Genomic DNA, 17,321 nt, shown 5'->3' with positions numbered 1-17,321 from the left:
GCCGGTGCGCCCCGCCCGGGGTCACCGGCCGTCGGTCTGCCGGGGCCTACCCCGGCTGCCAGTGGTACACCGCCACCCCGGCCCCGTCCGCCACCCGCCGGTACCCGCCGCCGTCGACCAGGCCGGCCAGGAACCGCCGCTGCTCCGCCACCGGCACCGGGAAAGCGTCCGGCTCCTCCAGGACCGCCACCCACTCCGCCACCGGCCGCCCCCAGCCGCCCGCCCCGCCCGGCGGCGTCAGGTACGGGAACAGCGACACCGTGCAGCGCCCGGTCAGCTGCGGCGCCAGGCGGTTGGCGGCGGCCACCCGGGCGCCGTCCGGGACGACCGCCAGCACCCGGCGCACCTGCGCCGCCCGCCCGTCGCCCCGCCGGGCGTCCCCCGACAGCACGCCCGCCACCGGGCCGGTCGCGGTCAGCGCCACCGTGACGGCGAGCATCCCCGCCGCCACCGGCAGCCCCCGGCCCAGCCGGGGCAACCGGCCCAGCCGGGGCAACAGCAGGCCCACCCCGTGCAGCCCCGCCGTGCACAGCAGCGGCACCAGCACCGCGTCGTAGTGCTGCCCGGTGCGCCAGAACGCCGGATTGACCACCCAGAACCGGGCCGCCAGCAGCACGCCCGCCAGCAGCACCAGCGGCGAGCGCAGCGCCAGCAGCAGCGTCGGTGCCAGCAGCAGCAGGACGGTCAGCGCCTTGACCGCCGGGAACAGCAGCCGGACCACCGGGTTCCCGCCGTCGGGCTCCCCCATGTGCGCGTACGTGTACTCGCCGCCCGGGTTCACCGCCGGGATCACCACCAGGGTGACCAGCAGCCCGGCCGCCACCGCCACCAGCACGGTGACCGCCCCCAGCCGGCGCCGCCCGCGCCACCACACGTAGCCGCCGACCGCCGCGACCAGCAGCGCCTGGTCCTCCTTGACCAGCAGCAGCGGCAGCGCCCACGCCACCGCCGGGCCGTACCGCTCCCGGGCCAGCGCCACCACCGCGGCCGCCGCGAGCGGCACCGCGAAGGCCACCTCGTGGAAGTCGAACGCCACCGCGCTCTGCAACCCCGCCGACAGCCCGTACGCGACCCCGGCGACCGCCCCGCCCGCCGGCCCCAGCACCCGCACCGCGTACGCCGTCACCGGCACCGCGGACAGCGCCACCAGCACCGCCTGCGCCACCAGCAGCGTGCCGGGGCCCGGCCAGAGCCGGTAGAACGGCGCCAGCACCGCCAGCACCGGGCTGAAGTGGTCGCCCAGGAGGTTGAAGCCCGTACCCTTCAGCGCGACCACCGGTGCTTCGAGCCGGGAGTAGGCGCGCACCGCCTCCTCGAAGATGCCCAAGTCGAAACCCGAACTCTCCAACCGGGCGTGCCGGGTGAGCGAGACCGCCGCGTACAGCGGGGCGAACAGGGCGGCCACCGACCACGGCAGCACACGTCGGAAATCCATGGTCCGGACGCTAGGAATTCCGCACTGAAGGGAAACTGAGGAAAGCTGAGGAAAACTTCAGTTCGGATATCCCGGGCAAGCCGGTCAAGGCCGTTGCGGGAAAACGGAATTCCACCAAGGATGGGCGTCATGCGGCTACTGATCGTCGAGGACGAGGAGCGGCTCGCGCAGTCCCTGAGACAGGGACTGGCGGCCGAGGGATACGCGGTCGACCTGGCGGCCGACGGCGTCCAGGGGCTCGAACTCGCCCTCGTCGAGCCCTATTCGGTGATCGTGCTCGATCTGATGCTGCCCGGCCTCAACGGCTTCAAGGTCTGCCGCGAACTGCGCGGCGCCGGGAATTCCGTACCGATTCTGATGCTCACCGCGAAGAACGGCGAGTACGACGAGGCCGAGGCGCTGGACTGCGGCGCCGACGACTTCCTCAGCAAACCGTTCTCCTACGTCGTGCTCACCGCCCGGCTGCGCGCCCTGCTGCGCCGCGGCGCCGTCGCCCGCCCACCGGTGCTCGCGGTCGGCGCGCTGCGGATCGACCCGGCGGCCCGCCGCTGCACCGCCGCCGACCGACAGGTCCGGCTCACCACCAAGGAGTTCGCCGTGCTGGAGTGCCTGGCCCACCGACCCGGCGAGGTGATCCCCAAGGGCGGCATCCTGGACACCGTCTGGGACGCCGCCTTCCGGGGCGACGTGAACATCGTCGAGGTCTACATCGCCGCCCTGCGGCGGAAACTGGACGTGCCCGGCATCGGCTGCCGGATCGAGACGGTGCGCGGCGCCGGATACCGGCTGGTGCCCGATGCGCGCTGACCGCCTCCGCCCGCTGCTGCGCCCCTGGCACCGCTCCTCGCTCCGCATCCGCGCCGCCCTCGGCGCGGCCCTCGCCTCGGTGCTGGCCTTCTCGGTGGCCAGCCTCTGGGTCGGCGGCGCGGTCCACGACCAGTGGACGGCCGTCACCGAGAAGCAGGCCGAGCGCAGCATCCAACTCGTCACCCACGACATACCCGGCGGTTCACAGACCTGGGTCGAATCCCTGCAGGAGTCCTTCGTCCTGGTCCTGGCGGACGGACGGCTGGCGTTCCCGGTCCGCCCCTGGGACGCCGGCCGCGTCTGGAACGACACCCGCACGAACGCCTCCTGGGTCCAGGCCAGCACCCTGCTGGAGGAGTACGCCGGTCTGCCGGTCGAACCCTTCGCCAAGATGCCGTCCTACCCCCAGGACGCCACCCCGGGCCGCACCGACCGGATCCGGATCCACCTGCCCGTCCACACCCGGCTGTGGCACCCGCCGCGGAGCGGCCCCGACCTCACCGACCGGGACGTCACCCTGCTCAAGCGGATCACCGACCAGGCGTCCTCGGAGGCGCTGGAGAAGTACACCGGCATCGCGGGCCTGCCGACCCAGCGCGTCACCGTCTACCTGCTGGTCAACCCCACCGCCGCCGACCAGGCCGAGGACCGGACCACCGGCATCCTGCTGCGCTACGTGCTGCCCGCCGCGACCCTGTTCACCGCCCTGATCGCCTGGCTGGTCACCGGCCTGGCGCTACGCCCGGTGGAGTCGATCCGCCGGGGCATGGCCCGGATCGGCGCCGGCGCCTTCCACGAGCGCGTCCCGGTGCCGCCCTCGCGGGACGCCATCGCGCGGCTGGCCGAGACCACCAACACCACGCTCGGCCGCCTGGAACACGCGATCGACGAGCAGCGCCGGCTGGTCTCGGACGCCTCGCACGAGCTGCGCAGCCCACTGGCCGCACTGCGCAACTCGCTGGAGGTGCCGCTGGCCCACCCGGCAGGCGTGGAGTGGCCGCAGGTGGTGCGCGACGCGCTCACCGACACCGAGCGGCTGCAACTGCTCACCGACGACCTGCTGCTGCTCGCCGCCGTCGAGGAGCCCACCGGGCCGCTCGGCGGCGAGCCGGTGGACCTCGCCGACCTGGTCGGCGAGCAGCTCGGCGAACGCACCCACCTGTCCTCCGGCGGGCCCGCCTTCCTGGCCGTCTCCCTGGAGCCCGCACCCGTCCCGGGCAGCGAACTGCGGCTGGGCCGGCTGGTGCGCAACCTGCTCGACAACGCCGCCCGGCACGCCCGCACCGCCGTCGCCGTCTCGGTGACCGTCGAGGACGGGCACGCCGTGCTGACCGTCACGGACGACGGCCCGGGCATCCCGCCGGAGGACCGGGAGCGGGTCTTCGACCGGTTCGTCCGGCTGGACGACGCCCGCTCCCGCGACGCCGGCGGCGCCGGCCTGGGCCTCGCCCTGGTCCGCTCGATCGCCCGCGGCGTCCACGGCACCGCCGCCTTCACCGACCCGCCGTCGCCCGGCCCGGGCGCCCGCGCGGTGGTCCGCCTCCCGCTCGCCGCCGGCGCCCCGGACAGGACCTGACTAAGGCGCGAGCACCCCGCACACCTGCCAGGCCGGCTGCGCGTGGTTGCCCGGGTCGATCGGCGCCGGCGGCGGGACCTGGGTGCCCTGCGGGGTGGCCAGTACCGGCTGGAGGAAGCCGGCCATCGAGGTGGTACAGGGCTCCGGCCCGGCCTGGACCACCGAGTCCACCAGCCGCAGCTGGGCCGAGGCCAGGTCGACCCGGTCGAACTGGAAGGTCAGCTGCCGCCGGACGGTCTCCAGGGTCACCGGCGCACCGGCCGCGGCTCCGGCCGGCTTCAGCGCGTAGACGAAGGTGTGGTCGGTGGTGATCTGCAGCGTGCCGCCGTCGGCCTCGTCGATCCGCATCGCGCCGGTCACCTTCACGGTGTCGGCGGCCAGCGCGACCTGCGCCGGGTCGAAGCGCACCAGCCAGCCGGTCAGCGCGTGGTGCCGGTCGTCGACCGGCTGGGTCACGCTGGTGTCGAACTGGGCCTGCTCCCCGGGGGTGACGAAGGCCCGCACCTCGGCGGTCGCGCCCTGGACGAGGGTGGCCGGGGCCAGCGAGGAGGCCACCAGGTAGCGCTGGACGGTGTCGAGCGCCTTGGTCACCTCGACCCGGCTGAAGTGCTCGGTGGCGGCCCCGGTCGGGGTGCCCAGTCCGATCGCCCCGTCGCTGTACCCGACCGGCAGCGCGGCGAACGGGTTGGCCGGGTCGGCGACCGGCCGGACCACCGAGGCCGGGCTCAACGCGACCAGGCTGACGGTCAGTTGGCTGCCCTCGGGCCGGGCCGAGATCCGGTTCGGCGAGCTGACCCCGAAGTACACCGCGGCCCCGAAGGCCAGCAGCACGAGCAGCAGCAGCGCGAGCGCCTGCCGCGGCACGCTGCCCAGCGGGCCGAACCGCACCCGCGGGCGGGTGGCCCGGCCGAAGGACCCGGCCAGCCTCTCCCGGGCGGACAGCTCCTGGATCCGGGCAGCCCGGACGAAGGACTCGTCGAAGACGACGGACCGGTACTCGTCCTCATTGCCGGAACCACCGTCGGGCGCACCCTCAGGAGGCTCTCGCGGGTCACCCATGACACCAGGGTAAGGCGCGCCGTCGCCCCTCCACGAGGGTGCGACCGCAGATTCCCGGGAACGCCCCGCAACCGCCCGCCCCGGCGCGCACCACCCCTGCGCCACGCCCTACGACGTCACCCCGCAGGTGCCGTGACCACGAGCGACGGCTCGGCGGGCGCGGGCCTCGGGTCGGTCCCGGGACTGCTGCTGCCGGACTCCGGGCGCCGGGGCGCGCCGGAGGAGCCGCCCACGCCCTGGTAGATCGCCGCGACCGCGACGGCCACCAGGCTCACGCCCATGATCACGGCGAGCACCCAGGCCACCGGCCGGTGCCAGCGCTGCTGGGCCACGTACCGCCCGCGCCCGCGCGCCGGGTCGTAGCCGCGCCGGCGGCGGCCCGGGCGGCCGGTCGCCCGGCCGGGGCCCGACCAGGGATCGGGATACAGGTGGTCGTCGTCGAGTCCGCTCGGGTGCGGGCGCAGCTCCAGCGGCAGCCCGTCCCCGGCGGTGACGTCATAGCCCCAGACCGGGCCCGCGGTGTCCGGCTCGAACCGGGCCTCGGCGGCGGCGAGCTGCCGCTCCTTGGCCGTCGGCTCGTGCACGGCGGCGGACCGGACGAAGGCCTCATCGAAGACCACGGTGGCGAACTCGTCGTCCGCACCACCGTGGTCGGCGCCGTCGGGGTACGGCGAGCCCCCCACATCGTCAGCCACGGCTTCAGCGTATTACCGGGCGGCCGATTTGTCTGTGGCTCATCGCAGTTGGTCCGTCACACGTGTGACGCGGGCCGCCGCGGACCGCCCCGGGGCCCGGCCGGCCCGCCGCGCGGGCCGGCCGGGCCGCGCTCAGCGCACGTCCGCGTCCCCGCCCACGGTCTGCGTCGCCTCGCCGCGCACGTGCCCGTCACCAGTGACGATGTACTTGGTGCTGGTCAGCTCGGGCAGGCCCATCGGGCCGCGGGCGTGCAGCTTCTGGGTGGAGATGCCGATCTCCGCGCCGAAGCCGAACTCGGCGCCGTCGGTGAAGCGGGTGGAGGCGTTGACGGCCACCGTGGTCGAGTCGACCAGCCGGGTGAAGCGCCGGGCGGCGGCCTGCGAGGTGGTGACGATCGCCTCGGTGTGGCCGGAGGACCAGCGGCGGATGTGCTCGACGGCGGCGTCCAGCGAGGGCACCACGGCCGCGGCCAGGTCGTAGGACAGGTACTCGGCGCCCCAGTCCTCGTCGGTGGCGGGCACCACGGTGGCGGCGCCGCCCTCGGCGGCCTTGAGCACCGCGTCGTCGCCGTGCACGGTCACCCCGGCCTCGGCGAGGGCGGCCAGCGCGAGCGGCAGGAAGGCGTCCGCGACGTCCTGGTGGACGAGCAGCGTCTCGGCCGCGTTGCAGACGCTGACCCGCTGCGCCTTGGAGTTCAGCAGGATGCCGACGGCCATCGCCAGGTCGGTCTGCGCGTCCACGTAGACGTGGCAGTTGCCGGTGCCGGTCTCGATCACGGGCACGGTCGAGCCCTCGACCACCGTGCGGATCAGCGAGGCCCCGCCGCGCGGGATCAGCACGTCGACCAGGCCGCGGGCCCGCATCAGCTCCTGGACGGAGTCCCGGCTCTCGCCCGGGACGAGCTGGACGGCGTCGGCGGGCAGCCCGGCCGCGGCGACCGCGTCCCGCAGGACGGCGACCAGCGCGGTGTTGGAGCGGTAGGCGGAGGCCGAGCCGCGCAGCAGCACGGCGTTGCCGGACTTGAGGCAGAGCGCGGCGGCGTCCACCGTGACGTTCGGCCGGGCCTCGTAGATGATGCCGACCACGCCGAGCGGCACCCGCACCTGGCGCACGTCCAGGCCGTTGGGCAGGGTGTAGCCGCGCAGCACCTCGCCGACCGGGTCGGGCAGGCCGACGACGTCGCGCACGTCGGAGGCGATCGCGGCGATCCGCTCGTGGTCGAGGCTCAGCCGGTCGATCACCGACTCGGCGGTGCCGGCCGCGCGGGCGCGGGCCACGTCCTCGGCGTTGGCGGCGGTGATCTCGGCGCTGCGGGCCACCAGGGCGTCCGCGATCGCCAGCAGCGCGGCGTCCTTCGCGCTGCGCGGCAGCGGGGCGAGCGCGGCGGCGGCCTCCCGGGCTCGGCGCGCTACGGCGAGGACGGGGCTGTCGGCGGTGGCGAGGTCGCTGCTCATGCGCCAAGGGTAGCGACTGCGCAGGGCCCGCCGAGCGGCCATTTCGCCCGGTGAGACGGCCTGGCGGGACGGTTCTCCCCTGTGGCTCACCCCTCTCCGGGCCTCATCCCGGGGGCCGCGCCGGGGGGCGTGCCCCTCAGTACGGGTGCACCCCGCCCAGGTGCGGCGGCGGATCGCCGAAGCCCTCCGCCACCCGCTTGTGGTACGTCGCCCGGTCGACCACCTCCAGGCCGACGATCTCCCACGGCGGCAGGTTCGCGGTGACCTTGTGCTCGCCCCACAGCCGCAGCGCTATCGCCGCCGCGTCGTGCAGGTCCCGGGCCTGCTCCCAGTACCGGATCTCGGCGTGGTCGGCGGCGTAGCGGGCGGTGAGGAAGAACGAGTGGTCGTGCGCCAGCCGCTCCAGCGAGGCCCGCAGCGAGGACAGCGGGGTGACCTGCCCGGACACGCTCAGCACCACGTGCCAGAGCCGGGCCTGCTCGGGCACGGTGGGCGGCTCCCCCGGGTCCGCGTGCTGCGACCGCGGCCTGCGCATCCCGCCGGGCCCCTGCGGCGGCGGACCGGCCGGCTCGGCGGGTCCGTCCCCGCGTCCGCCGTCGATGCTGGTCAGCCGCCGGCCCGCCGTCCCTGCGGTCAGCGTTGCCTCGCTTCTGCGTTCCACCGGCGGCCTCCTGTTCGGCGATGTCGTGTCGTCCCCCGCACCGGACCCGCCGGCCCGCGGCCGACCGGTACGGCTGCACCGCTCCTCGCCCGCGGCCGGGCCACTCCCCGTGCGGAGCGGCCCGCCCACCGCGCTCTGCCGATCGGCCGGTACCGGCGCACCGGCCGGTCAGCCGCGCAGAACGACCAGGTCGTCGCGGTGGACGACCTCACGCTCGTACGCGGCGCCGAACTCCTGGGCCAGGTCGCGGGTGGACCGGCCGAGCAGGCGGGGCAACTCCCTCGCATCAAAGTTGACCAGTCCGCGAGCCACGATGTGGCCGTTTTCGGCAAGAAGGTCCACCGGATCACCCGCCGTGAACTCCCCGTCCACCTTGGTGACCCCGGCGGGCAGCAGCGAGGCGCCGCCGGAGACGACGGCCGTGACGGCGCCCGCGTCGAGGTGCAGGGCGCCGCGCGGGCTGCTCGCGTGGGCCAGCCAGAGCATCCGGTCGGAGGTGCGGCTGCCGGTGCGCAGGAACAGGGTGCCGGTGCGCCGTCCGGCCAGCGCGTCGGCGGCCTGGCTGGCGGCGGTGAGCACCACCGGGATGCCCGCGCCGGTGGCGATCCGGGCCGCCTCGACCTTGGTGACCATGCCGCCGGTGCCGACGCCGGCCTTGCCCGCGCTGCCGATCTCGACGCCGTCGAGGTCGTGCGGGCCGCTCACCTGGTCGATCCGGCTGGTGCCGGGCCGGGCCGGGTCGCCGTCGTAGAGGCCGTCCACGTCGGAGAGCAGCACGAGCAGGTCGGCCCGGACCAGGTGGGCGACCAGCGCGGCCAACCGGTCGTTGTCCCCGAACTTGATTTCGGCGGTGGCGACGGTGTCGTTCTCGTTGACGATCGGCATCGCGCCCATCGCCAGCAGCTGGTCGAGGGTGCGGTAGGCGTTGCGGTAGTGGGCGCGCCGGCTGGCGTCCTCGGCGGTGAGCAGCACCTGGCCGACCCGGATGCCGTACCGGGCGAAGGAGGCGGTGTAACGGGCGACCAGCAGGCCCTGGCCGACGCTGGCGGCGGCCTGCTGGCGGGCCAGGTCCTTGGGCCGCTTGTCCAGGCCGAGCGGGGCCAGGCCGGCGGCGATGGCGCCGGAGGAGACGAGGACGACCTCGGGCGCGTCCGGGCGGCTGCGCACCTTGGCGAGCGCGTCGACCAGGGCGTCGACCCGGTCGGCGTCCAGGCCGCCGGCCGCCGTGGTGAGGGAGGAGGAGCCGACCTTGACGACGATCCGCCGGGCGGTCAGCACCTCCTCGCGCAGTGAGTCCTCGCTCATCTCGCTGTACGCCCTTCCGGTGTGGTGCGGGTGCGGCGGGCCGGGCCCGGCCGTCACCCCCGAAATCTACGCGATCCGCGCAGGTCGCCCGCAGGGTGTTTCACCGTCCGGACCCGCCCCGGACACGGCGCCGCGACGGCCGGACCGCCGGTCCGGACGGCCGGCGGGCCGGGGCCGGTACGGTCCCCGACCGCGGGCCCGACGAAAGTGACGCCCCGTCGGTTCCGAACGGGGGCCGGACACGCGAACGGCCCCCACCGCCCCGGAGGGTGGTGGGGGCCGTTCGCCCAGGCCGGCTCGGGACGCGTCCCGCCGGCCGGGTCACTCCTCTTCGTCGCCCTCGTCGATGGCAGCCGGGCGGGTGCTGGAGAGCGCCTCGAAGGCGAGGAACTCGGCCTCGGCCGCGTCCCGGCCCTTCTGCTTCTCGCGGCGGCGGTCGACCGCCGGGCGCGGGCTCTCCAGGCGGTGGTCCTCACCGCGGCGGCCGAGCATCTCGGCGCCGGCGGCCATGGTCGGCTCCCAGTCGAAGACGACGGCGTTCTCGTCCGGGCCGATGATGACGGTGTCGCCCTCGTGCGCCCCGACCTTCCACAGCTTGTCCTCGACGCCGAGGCGGGCCAGCCGGTCGGCGAGGTAGCCGACGGCCTCGTCGTTGGAGAAGTCGGTCTGGCGGACCCAGCGCTCCGGCTTGGTGCCGCGGATGCGGTAGGCGCCGTCCTCCTCGGTGATGGTGAAGCCCTCGTCGTCAACGGCCTTGGGCCGCAGCACGATCCGGGTCGACTCCTCGACCGGCTTGGCGGCGCGCGCCTCGGCGACGATCTGCGCCAGCGCGAAGTTCAGCTCGCGCAGGCCCTTGCGGGAGGCGGCGGAGACCTCGAACACCCGGTAGCCGCGCTCCTCCAGGGACTCCCGGGTGAGGTCGGCGATGTCCTGGCCGTCCGGCACGTCCACCTTGTTGAGCGCGACCAGGCGCGGGCGCTCCTCCAGACCGCCGTACTCGGCCAGCTCGGCCTCGATGGTCTCCAGGTCGGTCAGCGGGTCGCGGCCGGGCTCCAGGGTGGCGCAGTCCAGCACGTGCACCAGCACCGAGCAGCGCTCGACGTGCCGCAGGAACTCCAGGCCCAGGCCGCGGCCCTGGCTGGCACCGGGGATCAGGCCGGGCACGTCGGCGATGGTGTAGACGGTGTCGCCGGCGGTGACCACGCCGAGGTTGGGGATCAGGGTGGTGAACGGGTAGTCCGCGATCTTCGGCTTGGCCGCCGAGAGCACCGAGATCAGCGAGGACTTGCCGGCGCTCGGGTAGCCGACCAGGGCCACGTCGGCGACGGACTTGAGCTCCATCACGATGTCGCGGGCCTCGCCGGGCTCGCCGAGCAGCGCGAAGCCGGGCGCCTTGCGGCGGGCCGAGGACAGCGCGGCGTTGCCGAGGCCGCCACGGCCGCCCTGGGCGGCGACGAAGCTGGTGCCGTGCCCGACCAGGTCGGCCAGCACCTCGCCGTTGCGGTCCAGCACCACGGTGCCGTCCGGCACCAGCAGGACGAGGTCGCCGCCGTCCGCGCCGGTGCGGTGGCCGCCCGCGCCGGGCTTGCCGTTGGTGGCCTTGCGCTTGGGCGAGTGGTGGTACTCCAGCAGGGTGGTGATCTGCGCGTCGACGGTGAGGATGACGCTGCCGCCCTCGCCGCCGTTTCCGCCGTCGGGGCCGCCGAGCGGCTTGAACTTCTCCCGGTGCACGGAGGCGCAGCCGTGGCCCCCGTTACCCGCGGCGACGTGAAGTTCGACGCGGTCCACGAAGGTGGTCATGGTGTGCCTCCAGTGTGCGAAAGTCTGCTGCTACCTGCGTAAAGCATGAAGGGTGGACCGGAACATTCCGGCCCACCCTTCACTGTGAGTCTGGTGTGACTCAGGCCTCGGAGGCCACGATGTTGACGACCTTGCGGCCGCGGCGGGTGCCGAACTGCACGGCACCGGCGGTCAGCGCGAACAGGGTGTCGTCGCCACCGCGACCGACGCCCGCACCCGGGTGGAAGTGGGTGCCGCGCTGGCGCACGAGGATCTCGCCGGCGGAGACGACCTGGCCGCCGAAGCGCTTCACGCCGAGGCGCTGGGCGTTCGAGTCACGGCCGTTGCGGGTAGAGCTTGCGCCCTTCTTGTGTGCCATATCTCGCTATCCCCTTACTTGCTGACCGAGTCGATGCTGGTGATGCGCACCGCGGTGTGCTTCTGACGGTGACCCTGGCGACGGCGGTAGCCGGTCTTGTTCTTGTAGCGCAGGATGACGATCTTGTCGCCCTTGGTCTGGTCGACGACCTCGGCGTGGGCCTTCACACCGGCCAGGACCCACGGGTCGGACGTGACGGCTTCGCCGTCGACGATCAGGATGGTCGAGAGCTCGACCGAGTCACCCGGCTTGGCCTCGATACGGTCGATCTCCAGCACGTCGCCGACGGCGACCTTGTGCTGGCGGCCGCCTGCGCGAACGATCGCGTACATGCGGTACCTGCTTTCCTTACTCGGTCGGAACTCCCGACGCCAGCCGCCTGGGTACGGACACAGGGGCCTCTCCCCGCCCGCTGCCGCGCGAACGCGGCGCTTCGGGAAGGTGATGTGCTCGGGAGCGTGTGGCGTAGACACGCCGAGGGTCAAGAATACGGACCGGCCGCCCGGGGGGCAAACCGGCCCGTACGGCCCGGGGCGGGAAAGGTCCCGCCCCGGGCGCGTGGGCACTACTCGGCCGCCGTATCACCTTCGGCGGCCGCCGCCTTCTTGGCCGCCGCGCTCGTCCGCTTGGTCGCGGTCTTGCGGGCGGTGGTCTTCTTGGCCGCCGTGGTCGTCTTCTTGGCGGCGGTCTTCTTCGCGGCGGTCTTGCGGGCGGCCCGCTTCTTGGGCGCCGGGGCCTCCTCCGCGGGCGGCTCCTCGGCCTCGGCCCCGGTGGCCGGGGCCTCCTCCGCCGGAGCCTCGACGACGGCCTCCACGGTCTCGACGGCCTGGGCCTCCTCCGCGGGAGCCTCGACGACGGCCTCCACGGCCTCGACGGCCTCGGGCGTCACCACGGCCGGGGCGACCGGGGTGGCGGCCTCCAGGGCCGCCTCCAGCGCCGCGTCGGCCCGCGCCTGGAGCACCACGATCTCGGCCTCGCCCGGCGCCCCGGCCGGAGCCGTCGCCTTGCGGACCGCGCGGCGGCGGGTACGGCCGGCCGGAGCCGCCGGGGCCGCAGGGATCTCGACCAGGTCCGGCTGGGCGGCCGGGGCCTCCTCGACGGCCTCCGCCTCGACGCCCGGGACCTCCAGGGCCAGCTGGCCCTCGATCTCCTCGCGCACCGGCTCGCCCTCGACGACCACCTCGGCCACCGCGGCCTCGACGGCCTGCGGCTCCTCGGCGGCCGCCCCGCCCTTGCCCCGGCGACGGCGCTTGCTGCTGCCCGCGGCCGCCTCGGCCGACACGGCCGGGGTGTGGACGTGGGCGCTCGGCTGCTCCATGTGAACGATCACGCCGCGGCCGTTGCAGTGCACGCACGGCTCGGAGAAGGACTCCAGCAGGCCCTGGCCGACCCGCTTGCGGGTCATCTGGACCAGGCCCAGCGAGGTGACCTCGGCCACCTGGTGCTTGGTCCGGTCCCGGCCCAGGCACTCCAGCAGGCGGCGCAGCACCAGGTCCCGGTTGGACTCCAGCACCATGTCGATGAAGTCGATCACGATGATGCCGCCGAGGTCGCGCAGCCGCAGCTGGCGCACGATCTCCTCGGCCGCCTCGATGTTGTTGCGGGTGACCGTCTCCTCCAGGTTGCCGCCCTGGCCGACGAACTTCCCGGTGTTGACGTCGATGACGACCATGGCCTCGGTGCGGTCGATCACCAGCGAACCGCCGCTGGGCAGCCAGACCTTGCGGTCCAGCGCCTTCATCAGCTGCTCGTCGATCCGGTAGGTGGCGAACACGTCCACCTCGGAGGTCCACCGCTGGAGCCGCTCGGCGAGGTCCGGGGCCACGTTGGAGACGTAGTCGTGGATGGTGCTCCACGCCTCGTCGCCGGAGACGATGACCTTGGTGAAGTCCTCGTTGAAGATGTCGCGGACGACCCGGACGGTCATGTCCGGCTCGCCGTACAGCAGCGCGGGGGCGTTGCCGGTCGCGGCCTTCTTCTGGATGTCCTCCCACTGCTGCTGCAGCCGCTGGACGTCGCGGGTCAGCTCGTCCTCGGAGGCGCCCTCGGCGGCGGTGCGCACGATGACGCCCGCGTCGTCCGGGACGATCTTCTTGAGGATCTGCTTCAGCCGGGCGCGCTCGTTCTCGGGGAGCTTGCGCGAGATGCCGGTCATCGAGCCCTCGGGCACGTAGACCAGGTAACGGCCGGGCAGCGAGATCTGGCTGGTCAGGCGGGCGCCCTTGTGGCCGATCGGGTCCTTGGAGACCTGCACCAGCACGGACTGGCCGGACTTCAGCACCGACTCGATCCGGCGCGGGCCACCGTGGCCCAGCGCACCGAAGTTGACCTCGCCGGCGTACAGCACGGCGTTGCGGCCCTTGCCGATGTCGACGAAGGCGGCCTCCATCGACGGCAGCACGTTCTGGACCTTGCCCAGGTAGACGTTGCCGACGTACGAGGTGGCCTGCTCCTTGTTGACGTAGTGCTCGACCAGCACGCCGTCCTCGAGGACGCCGATCTGGGTCCGCTGGCCGTTCTGGCGCACGACCATGACGCGCTCGACCGACTCGCGGCGGGCCAGGAACTCGGCCTCGGTGATGATCGGCACCCGGCGGCGGCCCAGCTCGCGGCCCTCGCGGCGGCGCTGCTTCTTCGCCTCCAGCCGGGTCGAGCCCTTGATGGACTGCACCTCGTCCGGGTCGAAGGACGGCTCGGTGGAACGGCGGCGCGGCTCGCGCACCTTCACCACCGTGCGGACCCCGTCCTCGGTGGTCTCCGCGGTCTCGACGGCACCGGCCTCACCGCTGCGGCGGCGACGACGGCGACGACGGCGGGACGAGGACAGGCCGGCGGCCAGGTCGTCGTCGTCCTCGACGTCCTCCTCGACGTCCGCGGCCGGCTCCTCGACGGCGGACTGCCCGGTCTCGACGGCCTCGACCTCGAACTCCTCGGCCTCGCCACGGCGACGGCGGCGGCCGCCCCGACGGCGACGGCGCGACGGACGGTCGTCCTCCCACTCGCCCTCGGTCTCCGGACCGGCGACGGGGGCCTCGACGACGGGCGCCTCGACCGGCACCTCGACGGCCCGCTCGACCGGCTTCGCCTTCTCGGCGGCCTTCGCCCGCTCGATGACCTTGGCCTTCTCGGCCTTCTCAGCCTTCTCGGCGGCCTTCCTCTCGGCGGCCTTCGAACGGCTCGGCGGCTGCACCCGCACCGAAGTGCGCACCCGGCGGCGGCGGCCGACGCCGCTGTACTCGAACTCGTCCTCCTCGCGCTGCGCGGCGACCGGAGCCTCCACCGGCGCCGGAGCGGCGGCGGGCTGCTGCGGCGCCTGCGGCTGCGCGGCGGGGGCCGGGCCGGCGGCGGGCTCCTGGAACACCGGAGCCTGGAAGATCGCGGTGGACGGGCGGACCGCACGGCGGCGCACCCGGTGGGTCGGCTCGGCGACCGGCGCGGGCTGGACGGCCACGGGCTCCTCGACCGGCTCCTCCTCGACGGGCTCCTCCGCGGCGGCGGGCTCCTCGACGGGGGTCTCGACGACCGGCGCGGCCTCGACCACGCGGCGGCGACGGGCCCGGCGGGCCGGAGCGGCGGGGGCCTCCTCGGCGGCCGGCTCGGCGGCGGGGGCCTCGGCCACCGGGGCGGCGGCAGCGGGCTCCTCGGCCGGGGTCTCGGCGGCGGCCGGCGTCCCGGCGGGCGCCTCGGCGCGCTTGCGGGTGCGGCGGGCCCGGACCGGCTTCTCGGCCACCGGCTCGGCGGCCGGCTCAGCGGCGTTCTCGACCGGCTTCGCGGTCGCCTTCGCGCTCGCCTTCGCGGTCGTCTTCTCGGCGGCGGCCGGCTCGGTGGCCACGACCGGGGTCGTCTCCGGCGTCCCGGCCGGAGCCTCGGCGCGCTTGCGGGTCCGGCGGGCCCGGACCGGCTTCTCGGCCACCGGCTCGGCGGCCGGTGCGGCCTGCGCCTCGGCGACGGGCGCCTCGGCCGGGATGACCGTCTCGGCCGTCTCGGTGGCCGCACCCTGCGGGGTGCCCGCCGGGCGGGACACCGCACGGCGACGGCGGCGCGGCGGCGCCGCGGAGGTGCCCTCGCCGCCGGGCGCGGCGGTCTCGTTCTGTTCCGTCGCCGCGTTCTGCTGCGGATCGGTGTTATCGAGCATGCGGGTGGATCTCCCGTCAGGCCCCCGGGCTCCACATCCGGGCACGGCACGGCACCCGCGGCCGGCCGGCATCGTGACGATGCTCGGGCCGGACCCTTTCACGGTGCCGCCGCGCGGACGCGAGGCCGCACAGGGGCTCGTAGTCTCGCTCGGCGCCCCGCCGCTCGGCGGGGTGTCGAAAGTCTTCTGGTCTGACCAGTCTTCTGAGGTTTTCCCAAGCTGCGCCGTTCCCCAACCCCGGGTGGCTCCCGGACGGGGTTCCCGGGCCCACCGACCTTCCTGGTCGGCGGGCCTCAGGTGGCCGGCCTGTGCTGCGACGACGCTCGCTCCCCTGGGGAGCCGCGGGAACCTGGAGGACCGTCGGGCCCAGTGAGGCACTGGGCCCGGCCTCCGCCCGTCAGGCGGACGCGGCCCCGCGAACCCCGGCGGCTGTCAGCCGGCCGGAGCCGCGGCGCGGTCGAGCGCCAGCGGGTCGGTCACCGTGCCGGACTCCTCGTCGAGCGGCCCCTGCGCCAGCCTGGTCACCTCTGCGGGGACCGGCGGCGCCAGGTCGGCCGTCACACGGAGACCGGACAATACGTCGTCGGGTCGTACGGCGGGTGTGGCGTGTCGTACTACCAGCCGCAGTATCGCACAGGGACGGCCGGTCCGAACATTGCGGTCCGCTTCGGCCGCCGTGTCCGCACCGTCGACGACCTGCGGCGCGGCGATCTCGAGCGCCGCCACCGGACCGCGCGCGTCGAAGACCCGCACGCCGTTCTTGGTCACGCGTTCGACCTCGACCCGCTCCGCGGCGAGGAACACCGCGACCGCGCGGGCGGCCTCCTGCGGCTCGACGCCGTCCAGCCGGAGCAGCCACTCGGAGGCCTCCAGGCGCTCCACGAAGTTCGGCGTCCGGACCTCGACCGCGTCGATCACGTCCAGTCCGGTCGGCAGCGACTCGTCCAGTTGTGCCCGCAGTTCCTCCGGGTCACGGAGGGCGGCCAGGCCGATCTCCAGGTACTCCGCCTCGCTCGCCACCCCGGTCGGGGCCGCGTTGGCGTAGGACACCTTCGGGTGCGGGGTGAAGCCGGCCGAATAGGCCATCGGCACGGCGGACCGGCGCAGGGCGCGCTCGAAAGCGCGCTGGAAGTCGCGGTGGCTGGTGAAGCGGAGCCGGCCGCGCTTGGTGTAGCGGAGACGGATCCGCTGCACCGTCGGCGCGGGCGGAGGACCGTCGGGCGTACGGCGTGCCAGGGTCGCTCAGTCCTTAGTCAGTTGTCCCCGTCCGGCGCGACGGCTGCCGCCGCTGTCCGGACTCTGTCACCTCAAAGGGTACGCGCCCCGCCACCCCCCTCGTCCCGCCCCTGGTCAGCCGCACCCCGACGCCCCCGGCCGGGACGCTCCGGCCGAGGGGGCGGCGCCCGCAACCCCCCGGCCACCCACGGCGAGCACGTCCCCGCAGGTGGCGGGCCGTTCTGAGGCCCTCGTCCGGCGGCGGGGAAATTCCCGGAACATCCCTGATGCCGTTCCTCCGTGTTGGGACGCCCGCCCGCTAGGCAGGATTCGAGCCGTCCGAGTGCGGCTCACCCGGACCCACCGACCGCACACCTGGGGTGTGCGGCATGAGGAAGGGAACCTCCATGCGCAAGATCCTCGCCGGCCTCGCAGTGACCGGCCTCCTGTTCGCGGGCGGCGTCGCCACGGCGGGCAGCGCGTCCGCGGCGCAGGCCGGCAGCTACTGCGGGACCACCTACACGACCTGGGAGCCGCTGCTGCGCGGCGGCGAGCACAACGACGCCGTCAAGGCCCTGCAGTGCGAGCTCAACTCCTCACTGAACACCACCCCCCTGAACGTCGACGGCGCGTTCGGACAGGACACCCTGAGCAGGGTGCTGCGGTTCCAGGCCTGTACCGGCCTCTCCCAGGACGGTCAGGTCGGCGCGCAGACCTGGGCCAAGCTGGACTCCATCAGCACCTCGACCAACTGGGCCTGCTGATCCCGCACCGGCCGTCGTCCGCTCGGCGAACGCATGGAGCCCTCCCCGATTCCCGG

Annotated in this window: 14 protein-coding genes; 3 read left to right on the top strand and 11 right to left on the bottom strand. The window is 74.6% G+C overall.

What is annotated here, in order from left to right; translation table 11 throughout:
* Positions 1 to 46 precede the first annotated feature (46 nt).
* Complete coding sequence (locus ACIO9K_RS22290) at positions 47 to 1,435, bottom strand: DUF2079 domain-containing protein (RefSeq protein ID WP_400332308.1); 1,389 nt, start codon at positions 1,433 to 1,435, stop codon at positions 47 to 49.
* A gap of 129 nt (positions 1,436 to 1,564) precedes the next feature.
* Between ACIO9K_RS22290 and ACIO9K_RS22285 the strand changes: the two genes are divergently transcribed.
* Together ACIO9K_RS22285 and ACIO9K_RS22280 are read left to right on the top strand one after the other, a co-directional pair.
* On the top strand, positions 1,565 to 2,242 hold the full coding sequence (locus tag ACIO9K_RS22285) for a response regulator transcription factor (protein WP_363586409.1): 678 nt from the start codon (positions 1,565 to 1,567) through the stop codon (positions 2,240 to 2,242).
* Positions 2,232 to 3,818 carry a sensor histidine kinase gene (locus tag ACIO9K_RS22280; RefSeq protein ID WP_400332305.1) on the top strand — a complete coding sequence of 529 codons (1,587 nt, stop codon included), beginning with the start codon at positions 2,232 to 2,234 and terminating at the stop codon, positions 3,816 to 3,818. Before ACIO9K_RS22285 ends, ACIO9K_RS22280 begins: the two co-directional genes overlap by 11 nt.
* On the opposite strand, the gene ACIO9K_RS22275 is transcribed toward ACIO9K_RS22280, so the two are convergent.
* The 10 genes from ACIO9K_RS22275 to ACIO9K_RS22230 form a co-directional block, all read right to left on the bottom strand.
* The gene (locus ACIO9K_RS22275) at positions 3,819 to 4,877 is read right to left on the bottom strand and encodes a hypothetical protein (RefSeq protein WP_400332302.1); all 1,059 of its coding nucleotides are present in this window, start codon (positions 4,875 to 4,877) and stop codon (positions 3,819 to 3,821) included.
* Positions 4,878 to 4,993: 116 nt separating this feature from the next.
* A complete protein-coding gene (locus tag ACIO9K_RS22270) occupies positions 4,994 to 5,572 on the bottom strand; it encodes a hypothetical protein (protein WP_350878246.1) in 579 nt (192 codons plus the stop codon).
* Positions 5,573 to 5,704: 132 nt separating this feature from the next.
* A complete protein-coding gene (locus ACIO9K_RS22265) occupies positions 5,705 to 7,027 on the bottom strand; it encodes a glutamate-5-semialdehyde dehydrogenase (RefSeq protein ID WP_400332299.1) in 1,323 nt (440 codons plus the stop codon).
* Between the two features lie 136 nt (positions 7,028 to 7,163).
* Complete coding sequence (locus tag ACIO9K_RS22260; RefSeq protein WP_400332296.1) at positions 7,164 to 7,688, bottom strand: hypothetical protein; 525 nt, start codon at positions 7,686 to 7,688, stop codon at positions 7,164 to 7,166.
* Positions 7,689 to 7,856: 168 nt separating this feature from the next.
* Positions 7,857 to 8,993: a glutamate 5-kinase gene (proB, locus tag ACIO9K_RS22255; RefSeq protein WP_363586414.1), complete on the bottom strand. Its 1,137-nt coding sequence runs from the start codon at positions 8,991 to 8,993 to the stop codon at positions 7,857 to 7,859.
* Between the two features lie 321 nt (positions 8,994 to 9,314).
* Positions 9,315 to 10,793 (bottom strand): GTPase ObgE, encoded by a 1,479-nt coding sequence (obgE, locus tag ACIO9K_RS22250; protein WP_400332292.1) that lies wholly within the window; start codon positions 10,791 to 10,793, stop codon positions 9,315 to 9,317.
* A gap of 100 nt (positions 10,794 to 10,893) precedes the next feature.
* Positions 10,894 to 11,151, bottom strand: a complete 258-nt coding sequence (gene rpmA, locus ACIO9K_RS22245; protein WP_360211510.1) for a 50S ribosomal protein L27 — start codon at positions 11,149 to 11,151, stop codon at positions 10,894 to 10,896.
* 14 nt (positions 11,152 to 11,165) lie between these two features.
* On the bottom strand, positions 11,166 to 11,483 hold the full coding sequence (rplU, locus tag ACIO9K_RS22240) for a 50S ribosomal protein L21 (RefSeq protein WP_280677087.1): 318 nt from the start codon (positions 11,481 to 11,483) through the stop codon (positions 11,166 to 11,168).
* 233 nt (positions 11,484 to 11,716) lie between these two features.
* On the bottom strand, positions 11,717 to 15,286 hold the full coding sequence (locus tag ACIO9K_RS22235) for a ribonuclease E/G (RefSeq protein ID WP_400332289.1): 3,570 nt from the start codon (positions 15,284 to 15,286) through the stop codon (positions 11,717 to 11,719).
* A gap of 432 nt (positions 15,287 to 15,718) precedes the next feature.
* Positions 15,719 to 16,480, bottom strand: a complete 762-nt coding sequence (locus ACIO9K_RS22230) for a TIGR03936 family radical SAM-associated protein (protein ID WP_363620240.1) — start codon at positions 16,478 to 16,480, stop codon at positions 15,719 to 15,721.
* A 410-nt stretch (positions 16,481 to 16,890) separates the two neighbouring features.
* Here ACIO9K_RS22230 and ACIO9K_RS22225 point away from each other — a divergent pair, with 410 nt between their 5' ends.
* Complete coding sequence (locus ACIO9K_RS22225) at positions 16,891 to 17,265, top strand: peptidoglycan-binding domain-containing protein (protein ID WP_363586418.1); 375 nt, start codon at positions 16,891 to 16,893, stop codon at positions 17,263 to 17,265.
* The last annotated feature ends 56 nt before the right edge of the window (positions 17,266 to 17,321 follow it).

Source organism: Kitasatospora sp. NPDC087271, from assembly GCF_044744605.1.
Classification (GTDB): domain Bacteria; phylum Actinomycetota; class Actinomycetes; order Streptomycetales; family Streptomycetaceae; genus Kitasatospora.
The sequence above is the reverse complement of the archived record's forward strand: the minus strand, read 5'-3'. Positions and strand labels throughout refer to the sequence as shown.

What these genes read in the sequence shown, in the direction of transcription:
- ACIO9K_RS22290 (WP_400332308.1), bottom strand. Translation starts at nt 1,435, where the DNA reads ATGGATTTCCGACGTGTGCTGCCGTGGTCGGTGGCCGCCCTGTTCGCC.
- ACIO9K_RS22285 (WP_363586409.1), top strand. Translation starts at nt 1,565, where the DNA reads ATGCGGCTACTGATCGTCGAGGACGAGGAGCGGCTCGCGCAGTCCCTG.
- ACIO9K_RS22280 (WP_400332305.1), top strand. Translation starts at nt 2,232, where the DNA reads ATGCGCGCTGACCGCCTCCGCCCGCTGCTGCGCCCCTGGCACCGCTCC.
- ACIO9K_RS22275 (WP_400332302.1), bottom strand. Translation starts at nt 4,877, where the DNA reads ATGGGTGACCCGCGAGAGCCTCCTGAGGGTGCGCCCGACGGTGGTTCC.
- ACIO9K_RS22265 (WP_400332299.1), bottom strand. Translation starts at nt 7,027, where the DNA reads ATGAGCAGCGACCTCGCCACCGCCGACAGCCCCGTCCTCGCCGTAGCG.
- proB (WP_363586414.1), bottom strand. Translation starts at nt 8,993, where the DNA reads ATGAGCGAGGACTCACTGCGCGAGGAGGTGCTGACCGCCCGGCGGATC.
- obgE (WP_400332292.1), bottom strand. Translation starts at nt 10,793, where the DNA reads ATGACCACCTTCGTGGACCGCGTCGAACTTCACGTCGCCGCGGGTAAC.
- rpmA (WP_360211510.1), bottom strand. Translation starts at nt 11,151, where the DNA reads ATGGCACACAAGAAGGGCGCAAGCTCTACCCGCAACGGCCGTGACTCG.
- rplU (WP_280677087.1), bottom strand. Translation starts at nt 11,483, where the DNA reads ATGTACGCGATCGTTCGCGCAGGCGGCCGCCAGCACAAGGTCGCCGTC.
- ACIO9K_RS22235 (WP_400332289.1), bottom strand. Translation starts at nt 15,286, where the DNA reads ATGCTCGATAACACCGATCCGCAGCAGAACGCGGCGACGGAACAGAAC.
- ACIO9K_RS22225 (WP_363586418.1), top strand. Translation starts at nt 16,891, where the DNA reads ATGAGGAAGGGAACCTCCATGCGCAAGATCCTCGCCGGCCTCGCAGTG.